The 24,375-nt window shown below is 69.6% G+C and carries 26 protein-coding genes and 2 pseudogenes; 15 read left to right on the top strand and 13 right to left on the bottom strand.

What is annotated here, in order from left to right; genetic code table 11:
• Positions 1 to 227: 227 nt before the first annotated feature.
• The 3 genes from KHA85_RS12850 to KHA85_RS12840 all read right to left on the bottom strand — a co-directional run bounded on the left by KHA85_RS12850 (position 228) and on the right by KHA85_RS12840 (position 3,236).
• Complete coding sequence (locus KHA85_RS12850) at positions 228 to 2,642, bottom strand: heavy metal translocating P-type ATPase (RefSeq protein ID WP_213186078.1); 2,415 nt, start codon at positions 2,640 to 2,642, stop codon at positions 228 to 230.
• Positions 2,643 to 2,647: 5 nt separating this feature from the next.
• Positions 2,648 to 2,860, bottom strand: a complete 213-nt coding sequence (locus KHA85_RS12845; RefSeq protein WP_063972497.1) for a heavy-metal-associated domain-containing protein — start codon at positions 2,858 to 2,860, stop codon at positions 2,648 to 2,650.
• Between the two features lie 67 nt (positions 2,861 to 2,927).
• Entirely contained in the window at positions 2,928 to 3,236 is a 309-nt protein-coding gene (locus KHA85_RS12840) for a metal-sensitive transcriptional regulator (protein ID WP_063972496.1), read from the bottom strand.
• A gap of 133 nt (positions 3,237 to 3,369) precedes the next feature.
• Here KHA85_RS12840 and KHA85_RS12835 point away from each other — a divergent pair, with 133 nt between their 5' ends.
• The 7 genes from KHA85_RS12835 (at position 3,370) to KHA85_RS12805 (ending at position 9,657) form a co-directional block, all read left to right on the top strand.
• Positions 3,370 to 3,846, top strand: a complete 477-nt coding sequence (locus KHA85_RS12835; protein WP_213186077.1) for a DUF4383 domain-containing protein — start codon at positions 3,370 to 3,372, stop codon at positions 3,844 to 3,846.
• Positions 3,847 to 4,222: 376 nt separating this feature from the next.
• Positions 4,223 to 4,543: a YrhK family protein gene (locus tag KHA85_RS12830; RefSeq protein ID WP_213186076.1), complete on the top strand. Its 321-nt coding sequence runs from the start codon at positions 4,223 to 4,225 to the stop codon at positions 4,541 to 4,543.
• A 100-nt stretch (positions 4,544 to 4,643) separates the two neighbouring features.
• Positions 4,644 to 7,052: a molybdopterin oxidoreductase family protein gene (locus KHA85_RS12825; RefSeq protein ID WP_213186075.1), complete on the top strand. Its 2,409-nt coding sequence runs from the start codon at positions 4,644 to 4,646 to the stop codon at positions 7,050 to 7,052.
• Positions 7,049 to 7,531, top strand: coding sequence for a hypothetical protein (locus KHA85_RS12820; RefSeq protein ID WP_213186074.1), 483 nt, complete (start codon positions 7,049 to 7,051; stop codon positions 7,529 to 7,531). The genes KHA85_RS12825 and KHA85_RS12820 overlap by 4 nt, the downstream gene beginning before the upstream one ends.
• Before the next feature lie 17 nt (positions 7,532 to 7,548).
• Positions 7,549 to 7,974 carry a ChaB family protein gene (locus tag KHA85_RS12815; protein WP_213186073.1) on the top strand — a complete coding sequence of 142 codons (426 nt, stop codon included), beginning with the start codon at positions 7,549 to 7,551 and terminating at the stop codon, positions 7,972 to 7,974.
• A gap of 55 nt (positions 7,975 to 8,029) precedes the next feature.
• Positions 8,030 to 9,358, top strand: coding sequence for a DUF2254 domain-containing protein (locus tag KHA85_RS12810; protein ID WP_308936951.1), 1,329 nt, complete (start codon positions 8,030 to 8,032; stop codon positions 9,356 to 9,358).
• 86 nt (positions 9,359 to 9,444) lie between these two features.
• Entirely contained in the window at positions 9,445 to 9,657 is a 213-nt protein-coding gene (locus KHA85_RS12805) for a hypothetical protein (RefSeq protein WP_236885642.1), read from the top strand.
• Positions 9,658 to 9,732: 75 nt separating this feature from the next.
• On the opposite strand, the gene KHA85_RS12800 is transcribed toward KHA85_RS12805, so the two are convergent.
• Positions 9,733 to 10,098, bottom strand: coding sequence for a DUF1330 domain-containing protein (locus KHA85_RS12800; RefSeq protein ID WP_213186072.1), 366 nt, complete (start codon positions 10,096 to 10,098; stop codon positions 9,733 to 9,735).
• A gap of 155 nt (positions 10,099 to 10,253) precedes the next feature.
• Positions 10,254 to 10,989 (bottom strand): annotated as a pseudogene (locus tag KHA85_RS12795) (mycothiol-dependent nitroreductase Rv2466c family protein).
• Positions 10,990 to 11,193: 204 nt separating this feature from the next.
• Here KHA85_RS12795 and KHA85_RS12790 point away from each other — a divergent pair.
• Positions 11,194 to 11,841, top strand: a complete 648-nt coding sequence (locus KHA85_RS12790; RefSeq protein WP_236885641.1) for an SDR family NAD(P)-dependent oxidoreductase — start codon at positions 11,194 to 11,196, stop codon at positions 11,839 to 11,841.
• Positions 11,842 to 11,861: 20 nt separating this feature from the next.
• On the opposite strand, the gene KHA85_RS12785 is transcribed toward KHA85_RS12790, so the two are convergent.
• Positions 11,862 to 13,217 (bottom strand): IS256 family transposase, encoded by a 1,356-nt coding sequence (locus KHA85_RS12785; RefSeq protein WP_213186082.1) that lies wholly within the window; start codon positions 13,215 to 13,217, stop codon positions 11,862 to 11,864.
• Positions 13,218 to 13,287: 70 nt separating this feature from the next.
• On the opposite strand from KHA85_RS12785, the pseudogene KHA85_RS12780 reads away from it, so the two are divergent.
• From KHA85_RS12780 to KHA85_RS12755, 6 genes and pseudogenes are all read left to right on the top strand, one after another.
• Positions 13,288 to 13,413 (top strand): annotated as a pseudogene (locus tag KHA85_RS12780) (SDR family oxidoreductase); the annotation flags it as partial.
• Positions 13,414 to 13,641: 228 nt separating this feature from the next.
• Positions 13,642 to 14,118: a DUF4383 domain-containing protein gene (locus KHA85_RS12775; RefSeq protein WP_213186069.1), complete on the top strand. Its 477-nt coding sequence runs from the start codon at positions 13,642 to 13,644 to the stop codon at positions 14,116 to 14,118.
• Between the two features lie 397 nt (positions 14,119 to 14,515).
• Positions 14,516 to 15,847 carry a lipase family protein gene (locus KHA85_RS12770; protein ID WP_213186081.1) on the top strand — a complete coding sequence of 444 codons (1,332 nt, stop codon included), beginning with the start codon at positions 14,516 to 14,518 and terminating at the stop codon, positions 15,845 to 15,847.
• An 85-nt stretch (positions 15,848 to 15,932) separates the two neighbouring features.
• Positions 15,933 to 16,424, top strand: coding sequence for a MarR family winged helix-turn-helix transcriptional regulator (locus KHA85_RS12765; protein WP_308936949.1), 492 nt, complete (start codon positions 15,933 to 15,935; stop codon positions 16,422 to 16,424).
• The gene (locus tag KHA85_RS12760) at positions 16,421 to 17,821 is read left to right on the top strand and encodes an MFS transporter (protein WP_213186068.1); all 1,401 of its coding nucleotides are present in this window, start codon (positions 16,421 to 16,423) and stop codon (positions 17,819 to 17,821) included. The genes KHA85_RS12765 and KHA85_RS12760 overlap by 4 nt, the downstream gene beginning before the upstream one ends.
• Positions 17,822 to 17,915: 94 nt before the next feature.
• The gene (locus KHA85_RS12755) at positions 17,916 to 18,599 is read left to right on the top strand and encodes a LysE family translocator (protein WP_213186067.1); all 684 of its coding nucleotides are present in this window, start codon (positions 17,916 to 17,918) and stop codon (positions 18,597 to 18,599) included.
• Between the two features lie 15 nt (positions 18,600 to 18,614).
• Here KHA85_RS12755 and KHA85_RS12750 read toward each other — a convergent pair whose 3' ends face one another.
• The 5 genes from KHA85_RS12750 to KHA85_RS12730 all read right to left on the bottom strand — a co-directional run bounded on the left by KHA85_RS12750 (position 18,615) and on the right by KHA85_RS12730 (position 22,316).
• Positions 18,615 to 19,142 (bottom strand): copper chaperone PCu(A)C domain-containing protein, encoded by a 528-nt coding sequence (locus tag KHA85_RS12750; RefSeq protein ID WP_213186066.1) that lies wholly within the window; start codon positions 19,140 to 19,142, stop codon positions 18,615 to 18,617.
• A 91-nt stretch (positions 19,143 to 19,233) separates the two neighbouring features.
• Positions 19,234 to 19,710, bottom strand: a complete 477-nt coding sequence (locus KHA85_RS12745; protein WP_213186065.1) for a BLUF domain-containing protein — start codon at positions 19,708 to 19,710, stop codon at positions 19,234 to 19,236.
• Positions 19,707 to 20,000 carry a hypothetical protein gene (locus KHA85_RS12740; RefSeq protein ID WP_236885640.1) on the bottom strand — a complete coding sequence of 98 codons (294 nt, stop codon included), beginning with the start codon at positions 19,998 to 20,000 and terminating at the stop codon, positions 19,707 to 19,709. The genes KHA85_RS12745 and KHA85_RS12740 overlap by 4 nt, the downstream gene beginning before the upstream one ends.
• A 49-nt stretch (positions 20,001 to 20,049) precedes the next feature.
• A complete protein-coding gene (locus KHA85_RS12735) occupies positions 20,050 to 21,429 on the bottom strand; it encodes an alpha/beta hydrolase domain-containing protein (RefSeq protein WP_213186064.1) in 1,380 nt (459 codons plus the stop codon).
• A 104-nt stretch (positions 21,430 to 21,533) separates the two neighbouring features.
• Positions 21,534 to 22,316 carry a hypothetical protein gene (locus KHA85_RS12730; protein WP_213186063.1) on the bottom strand — a complete coding sequence of 261 codons (783 nt, stop codon included), beginning with the start codon at positions 22,314 to 22,316 and terminating at the stop codon, positions 21,534 to 21,536.
• Between the two features lie 129 nt (positions 22,317 to 22,445).
• On the opposite strand from KHA85_RS12730, the gene KHA85_RS12725 reads away from it, so the two are divergent.
• Complete coding sequence (locus tag KHA85_RS12725; RefSeq protein ID WP_213186062.1) at positions 22,446 to 23,282, top strand: SDR family oxidoreductase; 837 nt, start codon at positions 22,446 to 22,448, stop codon at positions 23,280 to 23,282.
• 74 nt (positions 23,283 to 23,356) lie between these two features.
• On the opposite strand, the gene KHA85_RS12720 is transcribed toward KHA85_RS12725, so the two are convergent.
• Together KHA85_RS12720 and KHA85_RS12715 are read right to left on the bottom strand one after the other, a co-directional pair.
• Positions 23,357 to 23,854, bottom strand: coding sequence for a hypothetical protein (locus KHA85_RS12720; RefSeq protein WP_213186061.1), 498 nt, complete (start codon positions 23,852 to 23,854; stop codon positions 23,357 to 23,359).
• 108 nt (positions 23,855 to 23,962) lie between these two features.
• Positions 23,963 to 24,286, bottom strand: a complete 324-nt coding sequence (locus KHA85_RS12715; RefSeq protein WP_213186060.1) for a hypothetical protein — start codon at positions 24,284 to 24,286, stop codon at positions 23,963 to 23,965.
• Between the last annotated feature and the right edge of the window lie 89 nt (positions 24,287 to 24,375).

The raw sequence follows: 24,375 nt of genomic DNA, 5'->3' as shown, positions 1-24,375 counted from the left end.
CCGATGTCGGATGTCCCCAGTCGCCCCCTGCCCGCGGTCCGCGTCGCGTCCGGGGGGGGCCCCCCGTCCCCGCGAAGCCGCCTGTCCCCGCGCCCCCGCGGCGGGCGGGGGGGGCGCGGCCCCGCCGCCGGGGCGCCCGGCCGCCGCCGGGGCCTCGCCCGCCGAGTCCGTCGGCGGGGTCGGGGGTGCGCAAGGCACAGGGGCCGGGAGGGCCCCAGCCGAGCCGGTCAGACGGCGGCCCGGAACCTCCGCAGGCGCAGGCTGTTCGCCACCACGAACACCGAGGAGAACGCCATCGCCGCGCCCGCGATCATCGGGTTGAGCAGTCCGGCAGCGGCCAGCGGCAGCGCCGCGACGTTGTAGGCGAACGCCCAGAACAGGTTGCCCCGGATGGTGCCCAGCGTGCGCCGCGACAGGCGGATCGCGTCGGCCGCCGAGCGCAGGTCGCCGCGGACCAGCGTGAGGTCGGAGGCCTCGATCGCCGCGTCGGTGCCGGTGCCGATCGCCAGGCCCAGGTCGGCGGTGGCGAGGGCGGCCGCGTCGTTGACGCCGTCGCCCACCATCGCGACGACCCGACCCTCGGACTGCAGGCGGCGGACCACCTCCACCTTGTCCGCGGGCATGACCTCGGCGATGACGGTCTCCGGGCCGGGATCGATCCCGACCTCGGCGGCCACCGAGGCGGCCACGGCGGCGTTATCGCCCGTGAGCAGGACGGGCGTGAGCCCGAGCTCGCGGAAGCGACGAATGGCCTCAGCGGAGGTGTCCTTGATCTGATCAGCCACCACGAGGACCCCGCGGGCCTTCCCGCCCCAGCCCACGGCCACTGCCGTGCGGCCGGCCTGCGCGGCCTCGGTGAAGGCCGCCTCGAGCTCCTGCGGCAGCGGCATGCCCCGCTCGGCCAGTAGCGCGGGCCGGCCCACGACGACCACCTCGTCGTCGTCACCGACGCGGCCCGACACGCCCAGGCCTTCGTGGTTCCGGAAGCCCTCGACCGCCGGAAGCGCGCCGACCGCCTCGCGCGCGCCGGCGGCGATCGCGCGGGCGATGGGGTGCTCGGAGGCATCCTCCACGGCGCCGGCGCGGCGCAGCACCTCGGCGCGGTCCTCGCCGGGCGCAACGGTTGTCGAGACCAGAGCGTGCTGGCCGGTGGTGACGGTGCCGGTCTTGTCCAGGACGATCGTGTCGACGCGACGGGTGGACTCCAGCACCTCGGGCCCCTTGATGAGGATGCCCAGCTGGGCGCCACGCCCGGTGCCCACCATGAGCGCCATGGGCGTGGCCAGGCCGAGCGCGCACGGGCAGGCGATGATGAGCACCGCCACGGCCGCGGTGAACGCCATCGACGCGCCGCCCCCGGTGAGCATCCAGTACGCGAACGTGCCCGCGGCCAGCACCAACACGATGGGCACGAACACGCCCGAGATGCGGTCGGCCAGGCGCTGCGCGGCGGCCTTGCCCGACTGGGCGTCCTCGACCATCCGCGCCATCTGCGCGAGCTGGGTGTCGGCGCCCACGCGGGTCGCGCGCACGATGAGGCGACCGCTCGCGTTGACGGTGCCGCCCACCACCGCGTCACCCGGACCGACCTCGGCGGGCACGGACTCGCCGGTCACCATGGACGTGTCGACCGCGGAGGCGCCGTCGACGATCTCACCATCGGTGGCGATCTTCTCGCCCGGCCGCACGACGAACTCCTCGCCGACCTGCAACGCGTCCACCGGGATGCGCGTCTCGACCCCGCCGCGCAGCACGGCGACGTCCTTGGCGCCCAGCTCGAGCAGCGACCGGAGCGCCGCGCCGGCCGAGCGCTTGGAGCGGGCCTCGAAGTAACGGCCGAGCAGGATGAACGTGGTGACGCCCGCCGCGGCCTCGAGGTAGATGTCGCCCGCGCCGTCGCTGGGCGAGAGGCTGAACTCGAACCCGTGCGTCATGCCGGGCATGCCGGCGTGGCCGAAGAACAGCGCGTACAGCGACCACAGGAACGCCGCGGAGGTGCCGAGCGAGACGAGCGTGTCCATGGTGAACGCGCCGTGGCGCAGGTTGACCGCGGCCGCGCGGTGGAACGGCCACGCGCCCCACACCACGACCGGCGCGGCGAGTGTGAGGCTCAGCCATTGCCAGTTGGTGAACTGCAGCGCGGGGATCATGGCCATCGCGACGACGGGGATCGACAGGATGGCCGAGATGATGACGCGGCGGCGCAGATCGTCGACCCAGTCTGGGCCTGCGGCGTCGTCGGTCTCGTTGTTCGCGCTGCCGGCGGTGCGGCCGGCGTCGGCGGCGGCGCCGGCCGTGGCGGGCGCGTCGCCGGTGGTGGTGCCGCCCATGGCGGATCGGCCGGACCGGGGCTCGGTGTTGCGAGGGCGCGGCAGCCGCGCATGGTACCCCGCCTGCTCGACGGTGTCCAGCAGGAGCTGCGGCTCGATGCCGTCGGCGATCTCCACGCGCGCCTTCTCGGTGGCGTAGTTGACCTCGGCGGTGACGTCGTCGAGCTTGTTGAGCTTCCGCTCGATCCGGTTCGCGCACGACGCGCAGGTCATCCCCTCGATCTGCAGCTCTACGAACGTCGTGGCGGGCGCCGCGCCGGTGGCGCGCGCCGAGTCGGAAGCGGAGATCCGGGTGGAGTCGCTCGTGGTCATCGCGGTCAGACCTCCGTGAGTGTGTACCCGGCCTCGTCCACGGCGGCGCGGACCGCCGCGGGATCGACCGGGTCGGACGAGACGACGACGAGGCGACCGGACTCCAGATCGACCTCGACCTCCGTGACGCCGGTGATCTCGGAGACCTCCTCCTTCACGGAGGCGACGCAGTGGCCGCAGGTCATGCCGGAGACGGTGTAGGTGGCAGTGGCGGACATGGTGTTCCTTCTTTCAGTCGAATGGGTGGGGCGAGATGCTCGGACGACGTTCAGGATCGGGCGCGGCTCAGGACCGGACCAGGCGGGCGATGGCGGCGTTCGCCTCGGCGAGCTTGGCCTCGGCCTCGGGGCCACCGTGCTCGATGGCGCCGGCGACGCAGTGGCCGAGGTGCTCCTCCAGCAGGCTCAACGAGACGGACTGGAGGGCCCGGGTCATGGCGGAGATCTGCGTGAGGATGTCGATGCAGTACTTGTCCTCCTCGACCATCCGCTGCAACCCCCGGGCCTGACCCTCGATGCGGCGCAGCCGCTTGAGGTGGTCTTCCTTGTGTGCGGTGTACCCGTGCTTGTGGGCGGTGTCTTCGCGCTCGGCCATGGCCCATACGGTACCCCCCTAGGGTATGAGCCGCAAGGGTGGCGGCCGACCGGTGTATTTCTCCCGCAGACCCTCCTATGGTCAACAGCAACAGCAGTTCCGTTGTCGACCCGTCGAGAAAGGAATGGCCGTCATGACGACCACCCGGTCTGATCACACCGCCCGCCGCCGCTCCCCCGTGCAGCTGGCCGCACTCGCCTTCGGCGTGGTGTTCCTGCTCGTGGGGATCGCAGGGTTCATCCCCGGCATCACCACCGGATACGACACCATGCAGTTCGCCGGCCACCATTCGGAGGCCATGCTCCTCGGCATTTTCCAGGTGTCGATCCTGCACAACATCGTCCACCTGCTCTACGGCGTGGCGGGCGTACTGCTCGCGCGCACCGCCCCGCAAGCCCGGCTGTTCCTGCTCGTGGGCGGCATCGTCTACCTGGTCCTGTGGATCTACGGGCTGGTCATCGGGCACGACTCGCCCGCGAACTTCGTGCCGCTCAACACGGCCGACAACTGGCTCCACCTCGGTCTCGGCGTGGTGATGGTGGCGTTGTCCTTCCTGTACCGCAAGCCGGTCCCGTCAGGCCGCGCCTCCGCCGGCCAGGCCATGCCCTGACGACCCATCGGGGCGGCGGTGATGCCGATGTGAGTAAGACGGAGCCGCCACAGCGCGGGCGCCCGGCGGCCATGGGAGTTCACCCCGTTTGACCGGATCGTCCTCGCTGCGGCGGCCGCCTTCACGGGGTGTGAGCCCGGACCCACACCATCATGGCGGCTGCGGAAAGCCACGCCAGGACGGCGGCCCACGGCCCTCCCGCCAACCAGGTCGCCCGGGCCCACCGGCTCCCCTCCGCTGAATTCTCCACCGCCCTGCCCTTCGTCGTCGGCGCGACACCAGCGAGCGGCGTCATAGACTCCGTGTCGCTGACCCTCCGCCGCCGGTGGTTCGGCGGCCGACGGACGCGCCGACTCACTCGATAGGTTGCGATTCCATGAGCACCGCTTCCCACTCAAGCACCCCAGCGACTTCCGGCTCCGACTCGTCGCTGCGGCTACCTCTCGGGCACGACGAGGTGGTCATCAACGATCGCTACGAGACGCTGTCGATCGCGAACGACGTACTGATCGCGCTGTTCTTCCTCGTCGGAAGCGTCCTGTTCTTCTTCGACTCCACCCAGACCATCGGCACCTGGTTGTTCCTTCTAGGGTCACTTGAGTTCCTCGCACGGCCCGCCATCCGCCTCACCCGCCGAATTCACCTGAAGCGGATCGGTGCGACCACGGGACGCCGCGGCACAGACTACGACTACTGAACCGGCGCGCCATCTCTGCACATCGCCGCCCCGGTAGCCGGGTTATCGCGCCCGGCGTACGGTCGGCAACTAACTCCCGGACCTCATCGTCAGGAACTCTATGTCGAACAGGAATCAGTCGGCCCCAGATCGGGTGGCGCACCCGTGGGGCGAGCGAACCCCCTACGGCCCCGGCGAGCAGTGGCCCGTCCGGGTGGATACGCACCTGGCCGAGGGAATGACAGAAGCCGATGTCGATCGTTGGGTGCAGACCGCCTCGATCCTGCACTCCAACGGCGACGGGCTTGACATCGCGGTCGCCGGCGACCGGATCTGCGGGGTGCGCGGGCGCGCCGACGACCGTGTCAACCACGGCCGTCTCGGGGTCAAAGACCTCTACGGCTGGCAGGCCAACGCCTCGCCCGACCGCTTGACCAGGCCACTGGTCCGGGAGAACGGCGAGCTCGTGGAGACGGACTGGGACACAGCGATGGAGCGGATCGTCGGCCGCACCAGCGAGCTGCTGGAAGAGCGGGGCCCCAGCGCGATCGGTTTCTACACCACCGGTCAGTTCTTCGCCGAGGAGTACTACACGCTCGGCGTCATCGCGCACGGCGGCATCCGCACCAATCACGTGGACGGCAACACCCGGCTGTGCACGGCCACGGCCGCTGCGGCTCTCAAGGCCTCCTTCGGCTGCGACGGCCAGCCCGGCTCCTACGCCGATATCGACCACGCCGACGTCATCTGCCTCTACGGCCACAACATGGCCGAGACCCAGAGTGTCACGTGGATGCGGATCCTCGACCGACTCGCCGGGGACGATCCGCCGCAGCTGCTGTGCGTGGACCCGCGCCCGACCCCGGTCGCCGAGCACGCGACCCTCCATCTCGCCCCGAGACCGGGAACCAACCTGGCGTTGATGAACGGCCTGATCCACGAACTCCTGGCCGCCGGCCACGTCGACCACGACTACGTGGACCAGCACACCGTCGGCTACGCCTCACTGGAGCAGCAGGTCGCCGACTACGACGCCGACCGCGTCGCCGAGATCTGCGACGTGCCGGCCGCGCAGATCCGCGCCGCCGCCGAGTTGATCGGGGGCGCCGAGCGGCTGCTGTCGACCGTTCTGCAGGGCTTCTACCAGTCCAACCAGGCCACGGCGGCGGCCGTCCAGGTCAATAACATCCACCTGCTCCGCGGCATGCTGGGTCGGCCAGGCTGTGGCGTCCTGCAGATGAACGGCCAGCCCACCGCGCAGAACACCCGCGAATGCGGGGCCGACGGGGATCTGGCCGCCTTTCGGAACTGGTCCAACTCCGCACACGTCGAGGATCTCGCCCGGATCTGGAACGTCGACCCGATGGACATCCCGCACTACACCGCTCCGACACACGCCATGCAGATCATGCGCTACGTCGAGGAGGGGTCGATCCGGCTGCTGTGGGTGAGCGGGACGAACCCGGCCGTCTCGCTACCGGAACTCCGGCGGATCCGGTCGATCCTCTCGCAGGAGCGACTGACTCTGGTCGTGCAGGACATCTTCCTCACCGAGACCGCTCAGCTCGCCGACGTCGTGCTGCCAGCGGCGACCTGGGGCGAGAAGACCGGCACGTTCACCAACACCGACCGGACCGTCCACCTGTCGGAGAAGGCCGTCGAGCCGCCCGGGGAGGCCCGGCCAGACCTCGACATCTTCATCGACTACGCCCGGCGACTGGGGCTGAAGGACAAGGACGGCGAGCCGCTGATCACGTGGCACGACCCCGAGTCCGCCTTCGAGGCGTGGAAGGAGTGCACCCGCGGCCGGCCTTGCGACTACACCGGCCTCACCTACGACAAGCTCCGCGGCGGCTCCGGCATCCAGTGGCCGTGCAACGAGGCCCAACCCGACGGCACCGAACGACTCTACTCGGACGGGAAGTTCTGGGCCTCCCCCGACTACTGCGAGAACTACGGCCGCGACCTGGTCACCGGCGCCCCGAAGGACGCCACCGAGTACAGGGCGATGAATCCGGAGGGGAAGGCGATGCTCAAGGGCGCGGAATACGTCCCCGCGCACGAGTGCCCCGACGATCAGTACCCCCTGCATCTGATCACCGGCCGCACGATCTATCACTTCCACACCCGCACCAAGACGGGGCGGGCACCCGAACTGCAGTCCGCCGCCCCGGAGGTGTGGGTCGAGATCTCCGCGGCGGACGCCGCCGCCGCCGGGATCACCGACGGCGACGGCACGCTGATCACCACGCCCCGCGGGCGGGTCCGCGCCGCCGCGCGCATCACCGGGATCCGGCAGGGCGTGATCTTCTTGCCGTTCCACTACGGGTACTGGGATTCCGCCAGCGGCCCCGGCCCCGATGAGGACCCGCCCGCCACGGCCGCCAACGAGCTGACACCCACGGATTGGGACCCCGTGTCCAAACAGCCGATCTTCAAGACCGCCGCCGCGCGGATCACCCGGATCGCCGACGACGGGGGCACCGCCCGCAGCGAGGCGGCGACATCGCTCGCGGGAGGCGCGTCATGAAGCTCGGGCACGTCCTGCGCGAACTGCACCGCTCCGAGGTCGCACTGGGGCGAAAGCTGCTCCAGACCTCCGAGCGCCACCGGGTGGACCACGAGATCCATCACGTCGCCCGCGATCTCGTCGGCTGGTCGCGGACCCACATCGCCGAGATCGCCCGAATCGGCGGGGATTACGGCCAGGACCTCGACCCCGCTCCCCGGCTCGAACTGGGTCCGGCCGCCAAAGCGCGGGAAAAGGGTAGCGAGCTCATCGGCCGGATCGGCGATGCAGAACTGCTCCTTCTCGAGGACCTACGCACGGTCTATATGGAGGCCTCAGGAGTCGCCATGGACTGGCTCCTCATCGCCCAGGCCGCCCAGGGACTGCGGCACCGCGACCTTCTCGCTGTCGCCGAAAAATGCCAACCCCAGACCAAACGCCAGGCCAAATGGGCCCAGGCCAAGCTCAAAGAAACCGCCACCCAGATCCTCGTCAGTTGAACAGAAGAGGAGGCATCATGCCCAAGACCGGTAAGGACGGCCACGCCAAGGAGAGCGAACTGCCCTCGACCCTCCAGCGCAGCGACCAGAAGGCCAAGGACACGTTCGCCAAGGCCTACGACTCCGCCGAGGAGGAGTACAACAGCGAGTCCCGCGTGGCACGCACCGCCTGGGGCGCGGTGAAGCACACGCACGAGAAGGTCGGCGACCACTGGGAGCCCAAGGACGGCAAGGGCCCCTCGGATTCGCGCTCGGAGAGCGGCGGCCCGAACCCGTCCGGGAAGTCCGAGGGTGGCGTCGACGCCAACGCGACCAAGGAGCACCTCTACGAGCAGGCCCAGAAGCTCGACATCTCCGGCCGCTCCGACATGACGAAGGACGAGCTCGTCGACGCACTGCGCAAGGCCAACGACAAGGAGACGCGCAAGAGCCGCGACAAGTGAGAGGCCGGTCCGGCGGGCACGTATCGTCTGACGACATGACGAGCAGAGGAACTCCGTGATCCGCCGCGAGCACCTCGCGTGGAATCTGCGTGTCGCCGGACTGCGCTACCGATTCCGGGAGAGCCTGTTCGTCCTCCCGGCGCTGGTGATGGCCGGTGGCATCCTCCTGGCGATCGCCGCGACCGCCGTCGACAACGTCCTCGGCGACGAGGCCGAGGTCCCGCTGACACTCGCGATGAGCAGCAACGCCGCGACCTGGCTGGTCGCGACGGTGGCGGGCGCGATGATCACCACCGTCGGCGTGGTCTTCTCCCTGACCGTGGTCAGCCTCCAGCTGGCCAGCGGCCAGTTCTCGCCCCGGGTGATGCGCTCGTTCATCCGCGACCGACTCAGTCAGGGCGTGATCGGCCTGCTGGTCGGCACGTTCTTCTACTGCGTACTCGTCCTGCCGAGCATCAATGGCGATTCGACGGCGCCGGCGCCCCGGGTCTCGGTCACCCTGGCGGTGCTGCTCACCCTGGTCACCGTGGTGGGCATCATCGCCCACCTCGACCACCTCGCGCGCGGACTCCAGGTGGGGACACTCGCCCGCGTCATCTCGGACGAGGGGCGGGCCATCGTGTCGGCCGCGGGCCAGACCCCGTCCGGACTGCACGAGGTGGACCCGGCCGACTTCCCCGCCTCCGACGACGCCACGATCGTGCACTCGCGGCGCAGCGGATGGGTCAGCCAGGTGGGCGTCGAGCAGATGCTGCGCGCCGTGCCGCCCGGCACGACGGTGAGGATGGAGACACGTGTGGGTGCCTACATCCACGAGGGCGAACCCCTCTACACCGTCCACCCGCACCAACCCCGACGAATCCAGCACGCCCTCGCAGAGGCCATTGACGTGACCGCCGCGCGGACGATGCTCCAGGACGTCGACTTCGCGATCCGCCAGCTCGTCGACATCGGCCTGCGCGCCCTCAGCCCGGCTGTCAACGACCCCACGACCGCCGTCGAGATTCTCCTGCGCCTGTGCACCCTCATGCGCAAGCTCCTCACCTCGCCGCCGGCTCCCCTGGCGGTGCGGGACGAGCAGGACCGTGTCCTGGTCCAGCCGTACAACCTGCACCCCGACGAGTTCGTCGAGCACGCCTTCGACCAGCTCCGTCAATGCAGCCTCGATCAGCCCGAAGTCGTGGCCACGCTGCTGCGAGTACTGCGCATGCTCATCGCCCATGTGCACGACGAGGACTGCTCCGACCGGGCAGACGCCCTGGAGCGGCAGATGCGGCTGACCCTCGAGGCGGTCGCGAAGCGGCCGGACCTGCACCCGGAGGACCTGGCGCGCCTGGAGGCGCTCTCCTCCGACGAGACGGACCCCGCGGATCACAGCCGATAACCGCTCAGGCGGGTCCGCGCTGGCGGCCCGGGGTCTATCCTCCCCGCGTGGTCGAATGACGACGGTCAGCCCTGCTAGGCAGCGCGGTGAGCTTCAACCAGGTGCTGCGCACGGTGGGTGGCGCGGTCGGCGCGGCCCTGTCGGCCGCCGTCCTCGCCGCCCACCCGTCCGGCTCGACGTACTCGACCGACGAGGGCATCACCATGGCGTTCGGCGTGGGCGTGATCTGCTGCGCGACGGTGATGCTCGCGTTGGTGCTTCACGCCATCGCAGGTCGACGACGACGAGCCCAGCAGTAGCCCCGGCGTCCCGCATTCTGCGCGCGATCGCACGCGGCCATGCGCGTCGGAATCGACGTGCCTTCGGGGTCGGAGTCAGGCCCAGGGGGTAGTGGCCTGGAGCACCGCTTCCTGCAACGCGCTGGTACGCAGCGCCGTGACGGTCTGATACTCGGGGTCGGCGACCATCTCGCTGAACGCGGCGCGGCTGGGGTACCGGACCAGCAGAACCGCATCCCAGTCCTGGCCGGTCTCGGCGACCAGAGCTGTGGAACCGTCACCCGCGTAGAGAACCTCAGCACCGTAGCGGGGGAGGAACGTCTCGTTCAGCGCCGCGGCGTACCGCGCGTAATCCTCACGCCCGCCGTCGGCGAACCGGAGCAGGTTCAGCATCACCACCGGACCGCCGGGGTCTTGCTCCAGGTAGCGCTTGAGGTCTCTTCCGCGAGGATCGATAGCCATCAGTCGAGTATGGCCGCCTGTCCCACGACTTTGGCGAGATTGCTCGTTCCGGGGACTTCAGGCTGACATCCGTGGATGAACGCGGCGTTTGGCTCGGTGATCCACGTGCTCGTTTCACCACCCTCACCAATAGGGTCACTTCTTCACCAATAGGGTCACTTCTTCTGCCGTCGGCTGCCGCCGTGCCAGTCCTCCTGCGTGCCGAACGTGTCCGCGTCAACTCCGAACGCGGCCAGCTGTGGCTGCTCGCGCAGGCTGCGCTTGAGCTCGGCGAAACCCGGGAAGCGGGCGAGCCCGACCTCGTGGTCCCAGAGCTCAGCCGCCGAGTCCTCGTCTGGCAGCCGGCTGATCACAGACCCGAAGAAAGCGACGCCGGTCGGTGGCTCGAAATGGATGATGGGCGTACCCACTTCCTTGCCCGTCAGCGAGAGCGCCTCGTCTGTCTCCCGGCGGATTTCCGCGTCCCACGACCCATCGTTGACGGCATCCGCCAGCTCGATCAGCAGACCAGCGTCAGCGAGGACCATCTCGGCGAACTCCCCGTCCCGCGCCGCTCACGCACCTCGCCTTCACTACGATCGTCGCCAGCGTCCGAGGCGGTGTCGAAAATGTGCGCCCCGAAGGCGGCATACAACCGCGCAATCGCCGCCCGGCCAAGCTCGGCTCGCGCACCAGCCGCCACTCTCAGAACCCGCAGCCCGGCGGTATGGCCGGCCTCGCACTCAAGGGGGAAGTGCGCACCGTAGTCGACCTCGGCGTTGACCAGGCGCAACGAGATGAACCTCCAGTCGACCGTGTAGTCACGCTGCGCCTGCACCTGACGCACCTATTTGCTGATCATCCACGCGAAGGGCAGACCGGGTCGAAGTAGAAGTTGATGTCGGCGTCCATGCGGCCACCCTAGCGAGGTGTTCTCGCCACGCAGATCGAATACGCGGGTGGCGGGCGCAGCGCGTTCGATGCGGTGCGTCCACGGTGACATTCAGAGTGTCGGATGCACTTCGGCAGTTGACTGCGCGCTTGCGCTCGCTGGAGTAGGGCAGGCATAGGCCGACTCCCCAAGCGAATCCACGGTCGCCCAGTGCGAGTCGCCTATTGTCTCGCACCGATCCGCAGACCGCGACTACATCGGCCAGCACACAGTCGGCTACGACTCGCTGGCGCAGCAGGTCGCCTACCACCCGCCGCGCGGACGTCGAGAAGGCGGGGGCGAAGTGCCTCACCGTGGTCGGTGATGTGCGTAAGTCCCAGGACGTCGACGACGCGGTGGCCAAGACGGTCGAGGAGTTCGGCGGTCTGGACATAGTGATCGCCAACGCCGGCATCTTCGCCTTGGCCCCGGCGAGCGACATGAGCGACGATGTGTGGTCGGACGTGATCGACATCAACCTCTCGGGGGTCTTCCGCACGGTGCGGGCGGCCGCGCGCCAGATGCAGGAGGCTGGCACAGCCGGTCGAATCATCACCATCTCGTCGATGGCCGGGCGGATGGCCTTCCCGAATGCCGTGGCGTACACCTCGGCGAAGTTCGGCGTGATCGGCATGACGAAGACGTTCGCGGAGGATCTGGGAACGAGCGGCATCACGGTCAACGCCGTGTGCCCGACCAACGTCAACACCCCCATGATTCGGGAGAACCCGGACGCGCACGCATTGTTCACGGGTAAGGACGATCCTTCCGAAGAGGAGATCCAGGAAGGCGCCAAGCAGTTCACCTCCGAGCCTGTCAAGATAATTGTGTGAATTTGGGTTAGTGATGCCTGTCACATGTGGGGGTCGAAGCGTTCCGGGTAGGCGAGTGCGAGTTCGGCCAGTGCGGCTCGCCAGCCGTGGATGGTGGCGCCTTCGACGAGTCTGGGGATCGATTTCCGGGGGCCTGCGTGGCCGTCTGCTCGGCGTTGGGCGTCCTTGGCGCGTTCTCGGTCTCGTCGGTCCTCGATGTTGCGTATGGCTAGCCATAGCAGCTTGATCGCGGCGGCATCGCTGGGGAAGTGCCCGCGGTTCTTGGTGATCTTGCGCAGCTGGTAGTTCAGCGACTCGATCGAGTTCGTGGTGTAGATCAGCTTGCGTGTGGCTGGGCCGAAGGCCAGGAACGGGATGAACCGCTCCCAGGCGGCCTCCCACGACATGACGGCGGTGGGGTACTTGGCGCCCAGCGGCGATTCGGCGAAGGCCTCCAGTGCGGCTCTGGCGGCCTCGGCGTTGGCGGCGGTGTAGATCGGCTTGAGTGCCTTGGCCACGTTCTTGCGGTCGCCGTAGGACACGAACCGCATCGAGGCCCGGATCAGGTGCACCACGCAGGTCTGCACCTCGGCGAAAGGCCAGGTCGCGGCGATCGCCTCGGACAGTCCGGTCAGCCCGTCGCAGGCCACGATCAGGACGTCTTTGACGCCGCGGTTGGCCAGTTCGGCGCACACGCTGGCCCAGAACGCCGCGCCTTCCTTGGCCTGCACCCAGATGCCGAGCACGTGCTTGACGCCCTCAAGATCGACCCCGACCGCGATGTGGGCAGCGCGGGTCTTCACGTGGGCTCCATCGCGGATCTTGATGTGGATCGCGTCCAGGAACACCACCGGGTAGAACGCCTCCAACGGGCGGTGCTGCCAGGCGGCGACTTCGTCCAGGACCGCGTCGGTGACGTTGGCGATGGACTCGTGCGACAGCTCCACCCCCAGGGTCCGCGCGAGGTGGTGCTCGATCTCCCGGACGGTCATCCCGCCGGCGTACAGCGAGATGATCTGGTCCTCCAGCCCGCCGAGCCGGCGGGCGCCCTTCGGGACGAGCTGGGAGGCGAACGAGCCCTGCCGATCGCGGGGCTGATCCAGCTCCACCGGGCCGACCTCGGTGGCCACGGTCTTGCGCGAAGTGCCGTTGCGGTGGTTTCCGTCCCCGCCACGGGCGTGGGCTTCGCGGCCCAGGTGCTCGGTCAGCTCGGCGCCCATGCCCCGCTCAAGGACGGCCTTGAGCATCTCGTTCAAAAAGCCGTCCTTGCCAGTCAGCTCCAACCCTCGCGAACGGGTCTCGGCGAGTACGTGATCGATCAGCGCGTCCGAGAACACCTCCCGGCGAAGCCCAGCAGCATCCGATACATCCGTAGCGTCATGGTCGTCAACAGCCATAGCGTTCATGATTCCTCCTCGGGATCAACTCACACAGACCATCTGACACGCCCTCACCTTCTCCCAGGGTGTGCCGTGGGTCGAGCCCGACGACATCACCAACGCTGTGCTGTTCCTCGCGTCCGACACGTCGCGCTACATCACGGGTGAGGCGTTGACCGTGTCGGCCGGACGGATCAACGCTAACGCTGCATAGCTGCCCGGCCGCATGAGACGCGTACTCACCGCTCAGGCGAGCGGTGAGTACGCCTGCTCGGGCCACTTGCAGCACGGGCCCTCCCGTCCGAGTAGCCCACACCACGCGCTTTTGCACGCTCCCCGAGCCATCATTCGGCGTAGTCGGAGCGCGACCACTCGCCGCAGTGGCTCCGCACCGTGGACGCCCCCGATTGGCGCATCACAACGTACGAAAAGGAACGAACACATGACGAACACTTCCTCCGCCCGTATCCCCCAGCACCGTGCAGCAGTGCAATTCGTCGCCCTGGCCTTCGGCGTGGTGTTTCTCCTCGTCGGAATAGCCGGCTTCATCCCTGGCATCACCACCAACTACGACACGATGCAGTTCGTTGGCCACGAATCCGAGGCCATGCTGCTCGGCATCTTCCAGGTATCGATCCTGCACAACATCGTCCACCTGGTGTTCGGCATCCTCGGCTTGCTCATGGCGCGCACCGCATTGCAGGCGCGCCTATTCCTCCTCATAGGCGGCGTCGCGTACTTGGTCTTGTGGGTCTACGGACTGGCTGTAGGCCACGAGTCGGCCGCCAACTTCGTGCCGCTCAACACCGCCGACAACTGGCTGCACCTGGGACTGGGCGTCGCCATGCTGGGCCTGTCCTTCCTCTACCGCAAACCCGTGCCGTCGGGCCGCGCCGCGCCCGGACAGGCCATGCCCTGACACGCCATAGACGCCCGAAAGAGCGAATGGCGACCGTTCGATGCCAGCGCGAGCAAGGACCGCGCTGACGATCACCACGACCACGCAAAGGAGGATTTGAAGAAGTCCTCCCCGGTCGCTGTGGGGCATCTATCACGCCATGACCGGGCCACTGACGACCACGCCCGACTGCCGGTGACTCCGAGCTGCCTGCCACGACGTGGACACTCGTCGACGACCGGTGCCGCGGACACGGCAACGGCCGCCGTCCTCAAGGACGACGATGGCGCCGGCAACATCCGCAGAGAAGGCTCACACCGCGACACCTGATGTGCGGTTAGACTCCCCCACTTAGTGATTCACACCACAAATACACACGTAACAGCCTGGGGGGACCGTGACACTTCGCCGCACTGCGCTGCGCGCCGCCGCATTCGCCACCGCCACCGCCATCGCCACCGCGTTCGCTTCGGGCGCCCTCGCCGCGCCGGCCGCCGGCGCCCAGGGTTCGTCCAACGACCCGGCGCCCTCGTTCTACCAGCCGCCGGCCGAGCTACCCGGCACTCCCGGCACCCTCATCAAGACCGAGCCCTTCCCGTTGGCCGCCGCGATACCGGCGATCCCGGGCGCCGGATCGATCTCGGACGCCGCCGGCCCGCTGTCCACCGACGCGCACCGCCTCATGTACACCTCTGTCGGCTCGCGCGACCAGGCGATCGCCGTGACCGGTGCGTACCTCCAGCCGCGCGCCCCGTGGACCGGCCCCGGCAGCCGCCCGCTCGCCGTGATCGCGCCGGGCACCCAGGGGCAGGGCGATCACTGCGCGCCGTCGAAGACGTTCCAGAACCTGGCCACCGTCCGCACCGACCCGCCGGGCGTCGGGTTCGGCTACGAACTCTTCCAGGCCTACGCGTTGCTCGCCCGCGGCTACGCGGTCGCCATGACCGACTACGAGGGCCTCGGTACCCCGGGCCTGCACTCGTACGTCAACCGCGAGTCCCAAGCACGAGCGGTACTCGACCTCGCGCGCGCCGCCTCCGCAGTGCGCGGAGCCGACATCGAACCCGATGCCCGCACGGTGTTCGCCGGCTACTCCCAAGGTGGCGGGGCCGTGGCCGCGGCCGCGGAACTCCACCCGCAGTACGCGCCGGAGGTCAACCTGGTGGGCACCGCCGCGGGGTCGCCGCCGGCCGACCTCCTGGCCACGCTCGAACAGGTCGACGGCACCGCGATCGCCGGGGTGATCGGCTACTCGCTCAACAGCCTGCTCGACGCCTACCCGGAGATGGGCCCGCTCATCGATCCGTACTTCAACGACCGGGGCCGCGCCATGCTCGCGGCCACCGCCGACCAGTGCATCGGCGAGACCGCGGTCCAGTTCTTCCAACAGCGCACCACCGACTACACCGTCTCGGGCCGGTCGGCCGGGGACATCGTGCGCAGCGAACCGGAGATCCTGGCGTTCCTCGAGCGCCAGCGCATCGGCCGGCTGACGCCCACCTCACCGGTGCGGATCGTCTCCCCCGTCAACGACGACGTCGTCCCCGGCCACCAGTCGCAACAGCTCGGTCGCGACTGGTGCGCCCAGGGCGCCGCGGTCGACATGGTCATCGACCCGATGCCCGCGGTGGCGCCCGGCCTCGTGATCGGCCACGCCGCGCCCATGATCACCGGGCTGGACGGGAATCTGCGCTATCTCGACGACCGCGTCAACGGGCTGCCGGCGCCCAGCAACTGCGGAACCTACTAAGGCGGCGGCTCGGGCGGCGCCACCCACCGGGGACTGCTCGGGACCCCGCAAGCAGATTGCGCAACTCGGTTGTAGACTCGGCGCCGTGCCAGACCCCACTGACCCGGAGCGCGCCGCACCTGAGAACCCGAGCAACGCCCCCGCCACTCCCGACGCCGCCACGCTCGCCGCCGACCTCCGCGAGGCGCTGCGCCCGCTGTGGCGGCGGCTCCGCGCGCACAAGACGCTGTCGATGGGCAAGGTCGGGATCCTGTTCCACCTCGAGCAGCGCGGGCCCCTGGCCGCCACCGACCTCGCCGGCCTCGAGCGGATCAGCCACCAGGCCGTGGCGAACGCGGTGCGTGAGCTGCAGGACTTCGGGTTCGTGTCCCGCAGCCCGGACCCGGCCGACGGTCGCCGCACGCTCGTCTCCCTCACCGACGCCGGGCGCGAGCGGCTGACGGCCGAGCGCGCCGCCGGCCAGGACTGGCTGGTCGACGCCGTCGCCGGCCAGCTCGATGCCGACGAACGCGCCACCCTCGCCGCCGCGATCCCCCTACTCCGCCGCCTGGACGCCGGGACCGAGGCCGAGCGGTGACCGCACCGTATCGCCGGCCGGCGCCCCGCTGGTTCACCCAGGCCCTCGTCTACGCCGCCCTGACCAGTTCGGTCGTGAGCTCGTTGGGCATGCTGCTGGTGCCGTCGGTCGCCGCGGAGTTCGACGTCCCGGTGAGCACGGCGCAGTGGATGCTCACCATCAACCTGCTGGTGGGCGCGGTCGCCACCCCGGTCATGGGCCGCCTCGCCGACGGCCCGCACACGCGGCGACTGCTCCTGACCAGCCTGAGCGTCATCTGCGTCGGGTCGGTCGTGGCCACGCTCGCGCCGAGTTTCGCCGTCTTCCTCATCGGCCGCGCCCTGCAGGGCCTGCTGTACGGCACGGTGCCCATCACCATCGCCCTGGCCCGACGCCACCTGGACTACGCCGCGTCACAGCCCACCATCTCCACGCTCTCGGTGACGGTGTCGGTGGGCATGGGGCTCGGCTATCCGCTCACCGGCATCCTCGCGGCGTCGTTCGACCTGCGGGCCGCGTTCGCGTTCGCCGCCCTCTTCGTCGTCACCGCCGCGGTCGGGGTGTGGCGCTTCGTGCCGGCGGGCCCCGATCCGCTCGCGCCGCGCACCCCGTTCGACATGACCGGGGCGCTCCTGCTGGGCACCGGCCTGGCGGCGCTGCTGCTGTGGATCTCCGAGTCCCAGACGTGGGGGTGGACCTCCGCGACCTCACTGGTGGTGCTGGTGGTGGCCCTGTACTCCCTGTTCTTCTGGGCCGTGCACAGCATCCGCACCCTGTACCCCCTGGTGAATCTGCGGGCGGTCCGCCGGCCGGAAGTCCTGTTGGCCAACGCCACCGCCATCGGCCTGGGCACCGCGATGTACATCGGCCTGTCCATCGCGAGCCTCGTGGCGCAGGCCCCGCGGGAGACCGGGTTCGGGCTCGCGGTGCCGCTCATGTGGGCGGGCTTCATGATGGCGCCCCTGTCGGTGGGCAGCCTCGTCGCCAACCGCACCGTCCGGGCCCTGTCCCGCCGGTTCGACATGGCGGTGTTTCTACCGGTCGGCGCGGCCGTGATGACGGTGGCGTCGGTGCTGCTGTGGCTGCGGCACAGCGACTTCTGGACCCTGGCGATCGGCATGTTCCTCTTCGGCGCCGGCATCGGCTCGGGGTACGCGGCGATGCCCGCGCTCATCGCCCGCAGCGTGGCCGTGGACCAGCTGGGGAGCGCGGTGAGCTTCAACCAGGTCCTGCGCACGGTCGGCGGCGCGGTCGGCGCGGCCCTGTCGGCCGCCGTCCTCGCCGCGCACCCCTCCGACTCCGCGTACTCGACCGACGAGGGCATCACCATGGCGTTCGGCGTGGGCGTGGTGTGTTGTGCGGTGGTGATGGCGGCCCTGGTGGCCCACGCCTTGCTATCCCGCCGGCGTTCCGGGTAGTACGCGGGGCGAGGGTCGACGACGACGAGCCCGGCGGGGGCAGAGTCTTCGGTCAATCGCCCCTACTGACCGTTACCGGCCTTAACCTGGGCCGGTGACGACGCTCGATGCGGTTCTCGCCTTTGCTGTGGTCGCCGGTCTGCTCACCCTGGTTCCCGGACTCGACACCGCGCTGGTTCTGAGGTCGGCGTTGACCCGCTCCCGGACGTATGCCTGGGCCACCGCCGCGGGCATCGCGAGCGGCGCCATGGCCTGGGGCATCGCCGCCGCCCTGGGGATCTCAGCCCTGCTCAGCGCATCGGAAACGGCCTACCGAGTGCTCACCACCGCCGGAGCGATCTACATGTGTTACCTGGGCGGATCGATGATCTGGCAGTCCTTCCGGCACGGCAGCGTGCGCATCGGACCGACTCGAACCACCGAGGTTCCGGCCAGTTCACCCTGGCGGGGTTGGCTCGTCGGGGCCGGGACGAACCTGCTGAACCCGAAAGTCGGGGTCTTCTACATCGCCACGATCCCGCAGTTCCTGCCACCGGATGCCTCGCCTCTGCCGATGGGCGCCGCCCTCGCCGGCGTGCACGGTGTACTGGCGTTGACGTGGTTCGGCCTGCTGATCACCGGAGGCTCGGTCGTTCGCCACCGACTCGCGAGCCCGAGAACGCTGATGGCGATCGACTGGACGACCGGGGTGGTCCTGTTGGGCCTCGGCGGCAAGTTACTGTCCGACTCCTTGATCTCCGACCGCGCCGCCCTGCCGGCGGCCCTGCGAGCGGCCTGAACACCGCACCCTCGCCTAGCTCACCTGGCTGGGGCAGGCATCCACGCCGACGTTCAGGGTGATGTCGCCTGCTCGGTCGAAAGTAAAGGTCACGGGCACGGACTTGCCCGGCGCCACGCCTTCATTCAGCCCCACCAGAAAAACGGAGAACGGTTGGTCGGGAGCGGTGATCTCGTCGAGGTTCTCCACCGGTTGACCGGCTGCGATGGAGGCTTCGGGCGCGATCTTCAACGCCTCGCTCGGTGCATTGATCTCGACCGACTCCGCAGCCGGAGTCGAGATCGACGACAGAGTCTCGACCTCGGTGGCACTGCCGTTGATCGCAGTGAAGCTCAACTGGGCGGGAGCATCCACTTGCAGCTCGCAGGTGATCGCGTAAGCCGGCGCGATGAACGCGTTCTCGACAGACGTCTGCCCGGATTCCTCGCCCCCACCCCGGTTGGACGACGACATGTTCGCGTCATCGGAGCCACACGCTGCCAGGGTCCCAAGCGCGAGCACCGTCGCGGCGGATGCGATGGTTCGGATCGAAGTCGCGGCCATGATCTCAAGTGTAACCACAACAATCGACGTTCTTTCCGGTTCGCGTGGAAGACGAGACTCCTCGCGGTCGACGGCCAGCGGGAAGCCCTCGTCAGTAGGAGATGGCGCGCTCCTTGACCTTGAACCAGATCGAGAAGTCCTGGGCAGCCCGACGGACCTCGTCGTAGCTCGAGCCGCTGGTCAGATCGTCGAAACTGTCGCGGACACCGTCGACACCCGTGGGGCGGGTCTCCTTGGGCATCCCGAAACCCATCTTCCAGTCACCGAAGCTGCGCCGGGACGTCTGCTCCACGACCAGGACCTGCAGTCGGTCGTGCCTGTCGTCAGCGGAGATGTCATCCATCAGGGAGTCGATCTCGGCGGGCGGTCCCTCCAGGAACTGGATGAAGGTGTCGTTGCGGTACAAGAGCAATCCGGTGATCCCGGCGTCCCGGTTGCGCCGTCGCGCCGTGTACAGGATGGCCTCCAGGTCGGCGGGGTCCATCGGCCGCGTGGCCACACTGCTGTACACCAGATACTTCAGCGTCTCGGCGCGGTCCGCCTCGTCCACACCCCGGCCCGCCGTCATCGGTCGCCCGCTACGCGAGCAGTGGCGAAGTACAGGTCGTTCAGGCACGTCATCGACCTCTCGAGCGTGCGCGCTTCACCTCGCGGCTGGGACATCTCGTCGAACTTCCTGAACGTGCCGTCCGACGTCTGATCGATATAGCCCACGAAGTTCCCCCGGTAACTACCGACGAAGAACGCATCCTCCACCTGAGACCAGCGGACCTCGTGATCGTGGTCGATTTCCTGACTCATTGCCGCCTCTTCATTCGCATCGCGAGTGGCCTTCGCGCGGACCTCGGGGACCGGCATTCACCACAACCGGCCGAGTGTGTCAGGGGCCAGCCGACACCGCCACCGGTCACCAGGTGATGCGCTCCGGGCGGGCGTCGGCGAGGATCTCCTCGCGATCGTCGGCCAGCAGGAAGCCCTCCTCGATGAGCCGGTCGGTGGCCTCGGCGTAGGCCCGCAGGTACTCGTCGCGATCCGACCACCGCTGCCGCAACTGCTCGTCGGGAACCACCTCCGTGCGACCGAGCAACATGCAGAACGGCGCGGAGTGCGGATAGGGCGCACCGACCAACCTCTCGACCGGTGCCTCCACGGCCGGGGTCCTCACGCCACCGCGGCCGATGCCCAGGTCGCCGGGGACCACCTCGTCGTCGTCGTACTCCACCGGCGGCGCGACCGGCGGGCGCGCCCCCCCGCCGATCCACGTGATGAGGTGGCGCAGCGCGGCCCGGCACACGAACACCTGCTGGCCACTGTTGATCGCGCCGCCGCAGTCGATCATCCCCGTGAGCTCGCCCAGCTGGTAGGCGTCGGCGTGGGCCTGGCCGGCGATCTCCCAGGTGACGATCTTCTCGGAGTCGGGCTGGCGCGCGCGGGCCGAGTCGAGCAGGCCACCGAGGTCGCCCTCGGCCTGCACCACCAGGACGGGCGTGTCGAGGTCGTCGCGCAGGAGCAGGGTCTGCGAGGAGACGGCGGCGGCGATGCCGGCCGCCCGACCGCGGTCGTCGAACGGCAGGGCCCCACCGCCGCGACTGTGCAGCAGGAACCCGTCGAACACGCCGGCCAGCGGGTGGACGCCGTCGATGTAGGAGGTCAGGGCGATGGCCGACTGTGACTCCCCGATCGCGATCACCGTCTCCGGTGCGAGCCCGGCCAGCGGTCCGGCGTCGAGCGGGGCCCCGCCGTCGCGTGACCCGCCCGCCGCGCGACAGTACCGACCGATCTGCGTGACGATGTCGTAGGCGTACGCGTCGCCGGGATGGTGCAGGTCGCCGTAGCGCTCCCTGCGCTGCGCCCGCAGGCCACCGGTCTGGCCGCCCATGCCCACGGCGGCGTCGCCACCCTCGACGGCTATGAACTGCGCGGACACCCCGACCCACGCGTGGCCGGCGCGCACGATCTCCTCCGCGAGGTAGGTGTACTCGGGCGCGGCGTCCTGCCCACCGCTGACGTTGAGCCACTCCACCAGCACCACGCCACTGAACCGCTCGGCGGCCGGGCGGCGGACCAACACGCGGGTGCAGTAGGGCTGGGAGTCGGCCTCGGTGAGTGTGACCCGGCCGTCGGTGGGCAGCTCGCCGACCGAGTACGACACCGCCTCGCCGGACGCGGCCCACTCGGACTCCGTGAACCCCGCCGCGGCGAGGTCGGGGCCCGGGCGGGCGGCCATGGGCGGCACGGGGCGGCCTTCGGTGAGTTCGGTGAACGTCGGCGACTGCGCTGGCTGCATGGCCTCGATTCTGCCCGCCCCTGACGCGCCTGGAACACGTTTCCGCGACCCGGAGTGAGGCCCCCGCCGGGCCTCCGGGGGTCGGCGAGACCTGACCCGCGTCGCTACTCCCCGTCCGGACCGGGCGCGTCATCCGCCGCGGTGGAGGGAGTCGACTCACTGGTCGGCGAGGGCGACGTCGTGACGACACTGGTCGGCGGGGACGTCGGCGTGGCGACACTGGTCTGTCGCGGACTCGTCACCGGCGACGCGGCGTCCTCGACCGGGGCCCGGGTCCGCGAACTGGTCCGGGTGGGCGCGGCAGGGGGCCGGGCCGAGGTCGTGGCCGGCGACGTCCGCGCGGGCGTCGGTGTGGGCGTCGGCGCCGCCGGGCCCGGCCGCTCGGAAGACGCACAGCCCACCAGGTGCTTCTGCGCCATCCACGCCGGCGCGCCCTTGGCGATCGCCTCGGCCGGGCAGGTCCCCAGGTGGATCGACACGTCCGGGGCCCGTCGCCACCTGCCGTCCGAGTACGCCACCCAGTACGGATCTCCCGACACGGCGCTGGCCACGACGGCCCAGCCCGCCTGGCAGTCGATGATCCGCGCACCGCTGTTCGGGAACAGCAGGTCGGCGTTGATCACCGCGGAATCGCACTCGGGCCCCGTGACCTCCAGCACCCCGGCGCCCTCGGGCCCGTAGGGCCGCGGGACGATCCAGGACATCCGGGGAGAGACCACGGAGGTACCGGCAGCAGAAGGCGAGACCTCCACGGCCCGAGGCTCCGACCCCGACCCACTGCCGCGGACCACGACGACCACGCCCGCCCCGACCACGAGCGCGGCGAGGGCGGCCGCCAGAACGGTGATCAACGTCCTGGACACCGTGGGCTCGGGTCGTCCGGTCATCGCGCGTCTCCTGCACGGTCGGAACCACACCCATCGTGAGGTCATTTTTATCTTAAAGGGCGCGTCAAGTCGGCGATCGGTGGCCGATACCCGCCCCACGGTCGGCGGTTATCGGAGAGGATCGTGCCCATGACGGACTCCACTCGCACCCTGGCCGGACGAACCCTGCTGATGTCGGGCGGCAGCCGCGGCATCGGGTTGGCCATCGCCCTGCGCGCCGCCCGCGACGGCGCGAACATCGCGATGCTCGCCAAGACGGACACGCCCCACCCGAAGCTCGAGGGCACCGTGCACACGGCCGCGGCCCAGATCGAGGAGGCGGGAGGGAAGGCCCTGGCCGTGGTGGGCGACGTTCGCAGCGAGGACTCGGTGCAAGAGGCCGTCGACAAGACGGTCGAGGCGTTCGGCGGGATCGACATCGTGGTCAACAACGCCAGCGCGATCGACCTGTCACCGACCCCTGACCTGGCCATGAAGAAGTACGACCTCATGCAGGACATCAACTGCCGCGGCTCGTTCCTGCTGTCCAAGACGGCGCTGCCGCACCTGGAGGCCTCGGACGCCGCCCACATCCTCACGCTGTCCCCGCCGCTCAATCTCAATCCCAAGTGGGCGGGCAGCTTCCTCGGCTACACGATCGCCAAGTACGGGATGAGCCTGGTGACGCTGGGTCTGGCCGAGGATCTCAAGGGCCGCGGGATCGCCGCCAACAGCCTGTGGCCGCGCACCACCATCGCCACCGCCGCCGTGGCCAACCTGCTCGGTGGCGAGGAGATGGTCGCGCGCAGCCGCACGCCGGAGATCATGGCCGACGCCGCGCACGCGGTCCTCACGCGCGACCCCCGCGAGTGCTCGGGCAACTTCTTCATCGACGACGACGTCCTCACCGAGGAGGGCGTCACCGACTTCTCCGTCTACGGCGGCCCGCTCGAGGAGCTGGAGCTCGACATCTTCCTCGACGCCTGAGCTGGGTGGCGGTGCGCTCTGAGGCCGGCGGCGGGGCGAGCCGGGCCTGACCAGCCCCAGCGCCGCAGTAGGTCTCAGAGCCGGAAGCCAGGCGGCAGCGGGATCGGGGTCGCATCGCCAGCGCCGGCGAACGGGTTCCACACGTAGACCGTCGAGTTGTACGTGGCGGCGGCGTTCGGCTGCCCGGGCGCCGGCTCCTGCTGGATGCGGAGTTCGACGTGGAAGTTGCTGTGCTGACCGAGCAGGACGCGCGGAGTGTTGCCAGGCTGGGTGGCGACGCGCTCACCGCGATGGAACAGCACGACTCTGGTGGGCGAAGACACGGTCCCCCCGGCCGTCTCGAGGAAGAGGAAGCCCAGCTCGCCGCACAGATTGCCATGCGCGCCGACGTCCCAGCCAACGCCGGGGAACGGGCCCGGCGTTTCAGACGCGATCCGCTGGACGTCCACGGAACAGTTTGGCGGGGGAGGCATCAGTGAATCGGTATTGACGGCCGCCGCCGTGGGCGCCATGACGATAGCGACGCCCGCGGCGGCAACAGCCGCGGTGACGGTTCTGGTGAATGCGGCCATGGAAATCTCCTACCGTGCCGACGCTGCCGCCACTGTGACGTCGTTCACATGTTAGAGACGGGCCACAATCGGGTCAACGATTCCAACCTGGCAGGTCCGGCCCCGCCGCTACCTGGCGTCGGCGAGCGCGTAGGCCGCGCCCGACGCCGCCGCCGCCACCGTGAGCACCGCCGGCCACGAGCCCATCTTCTTGGCCAGCGGGTGCGAGGCGCCGAACGCCGCCACGTACAGCGCCGACAGCCCCACCGTGGTGGGCACGTCGGTCTTTGCCGCCCATGAGCGACCGGCCCAGACACCGGCCGCCGCCAGCACGACCCCACCGAGCGGACGGATTCCCGTCTCACGCGCGGTCAACCACCCGCCGAGCAGCCCGGTGGCCACGACGGCGGCGGTGGAGACGGACTCAGGACTCTTCACATCGATCATCGGCATGACCCGATCCTATGGCCGAAGGCCCCCGTGGGCGCGACGGGCGTTCCTCGTCGTCGTCGCCGTATCTCTCGGTACGGTGAGCCCAACGC

Origin of the sequence: Dietzia massiliensis (genome assembly GCF_018390595.1) — a bacterium.
Classification (GTDB): domain Bacteria; phylum Actinomycetota; class Actinomycetes; order Mycobacteriales; family Mycobacteriaceae; genus Dietzia; species Dietzia massiliensis.
This window is presented reverse-complemented; position numbering and strand designations above follow the sequence as displayed.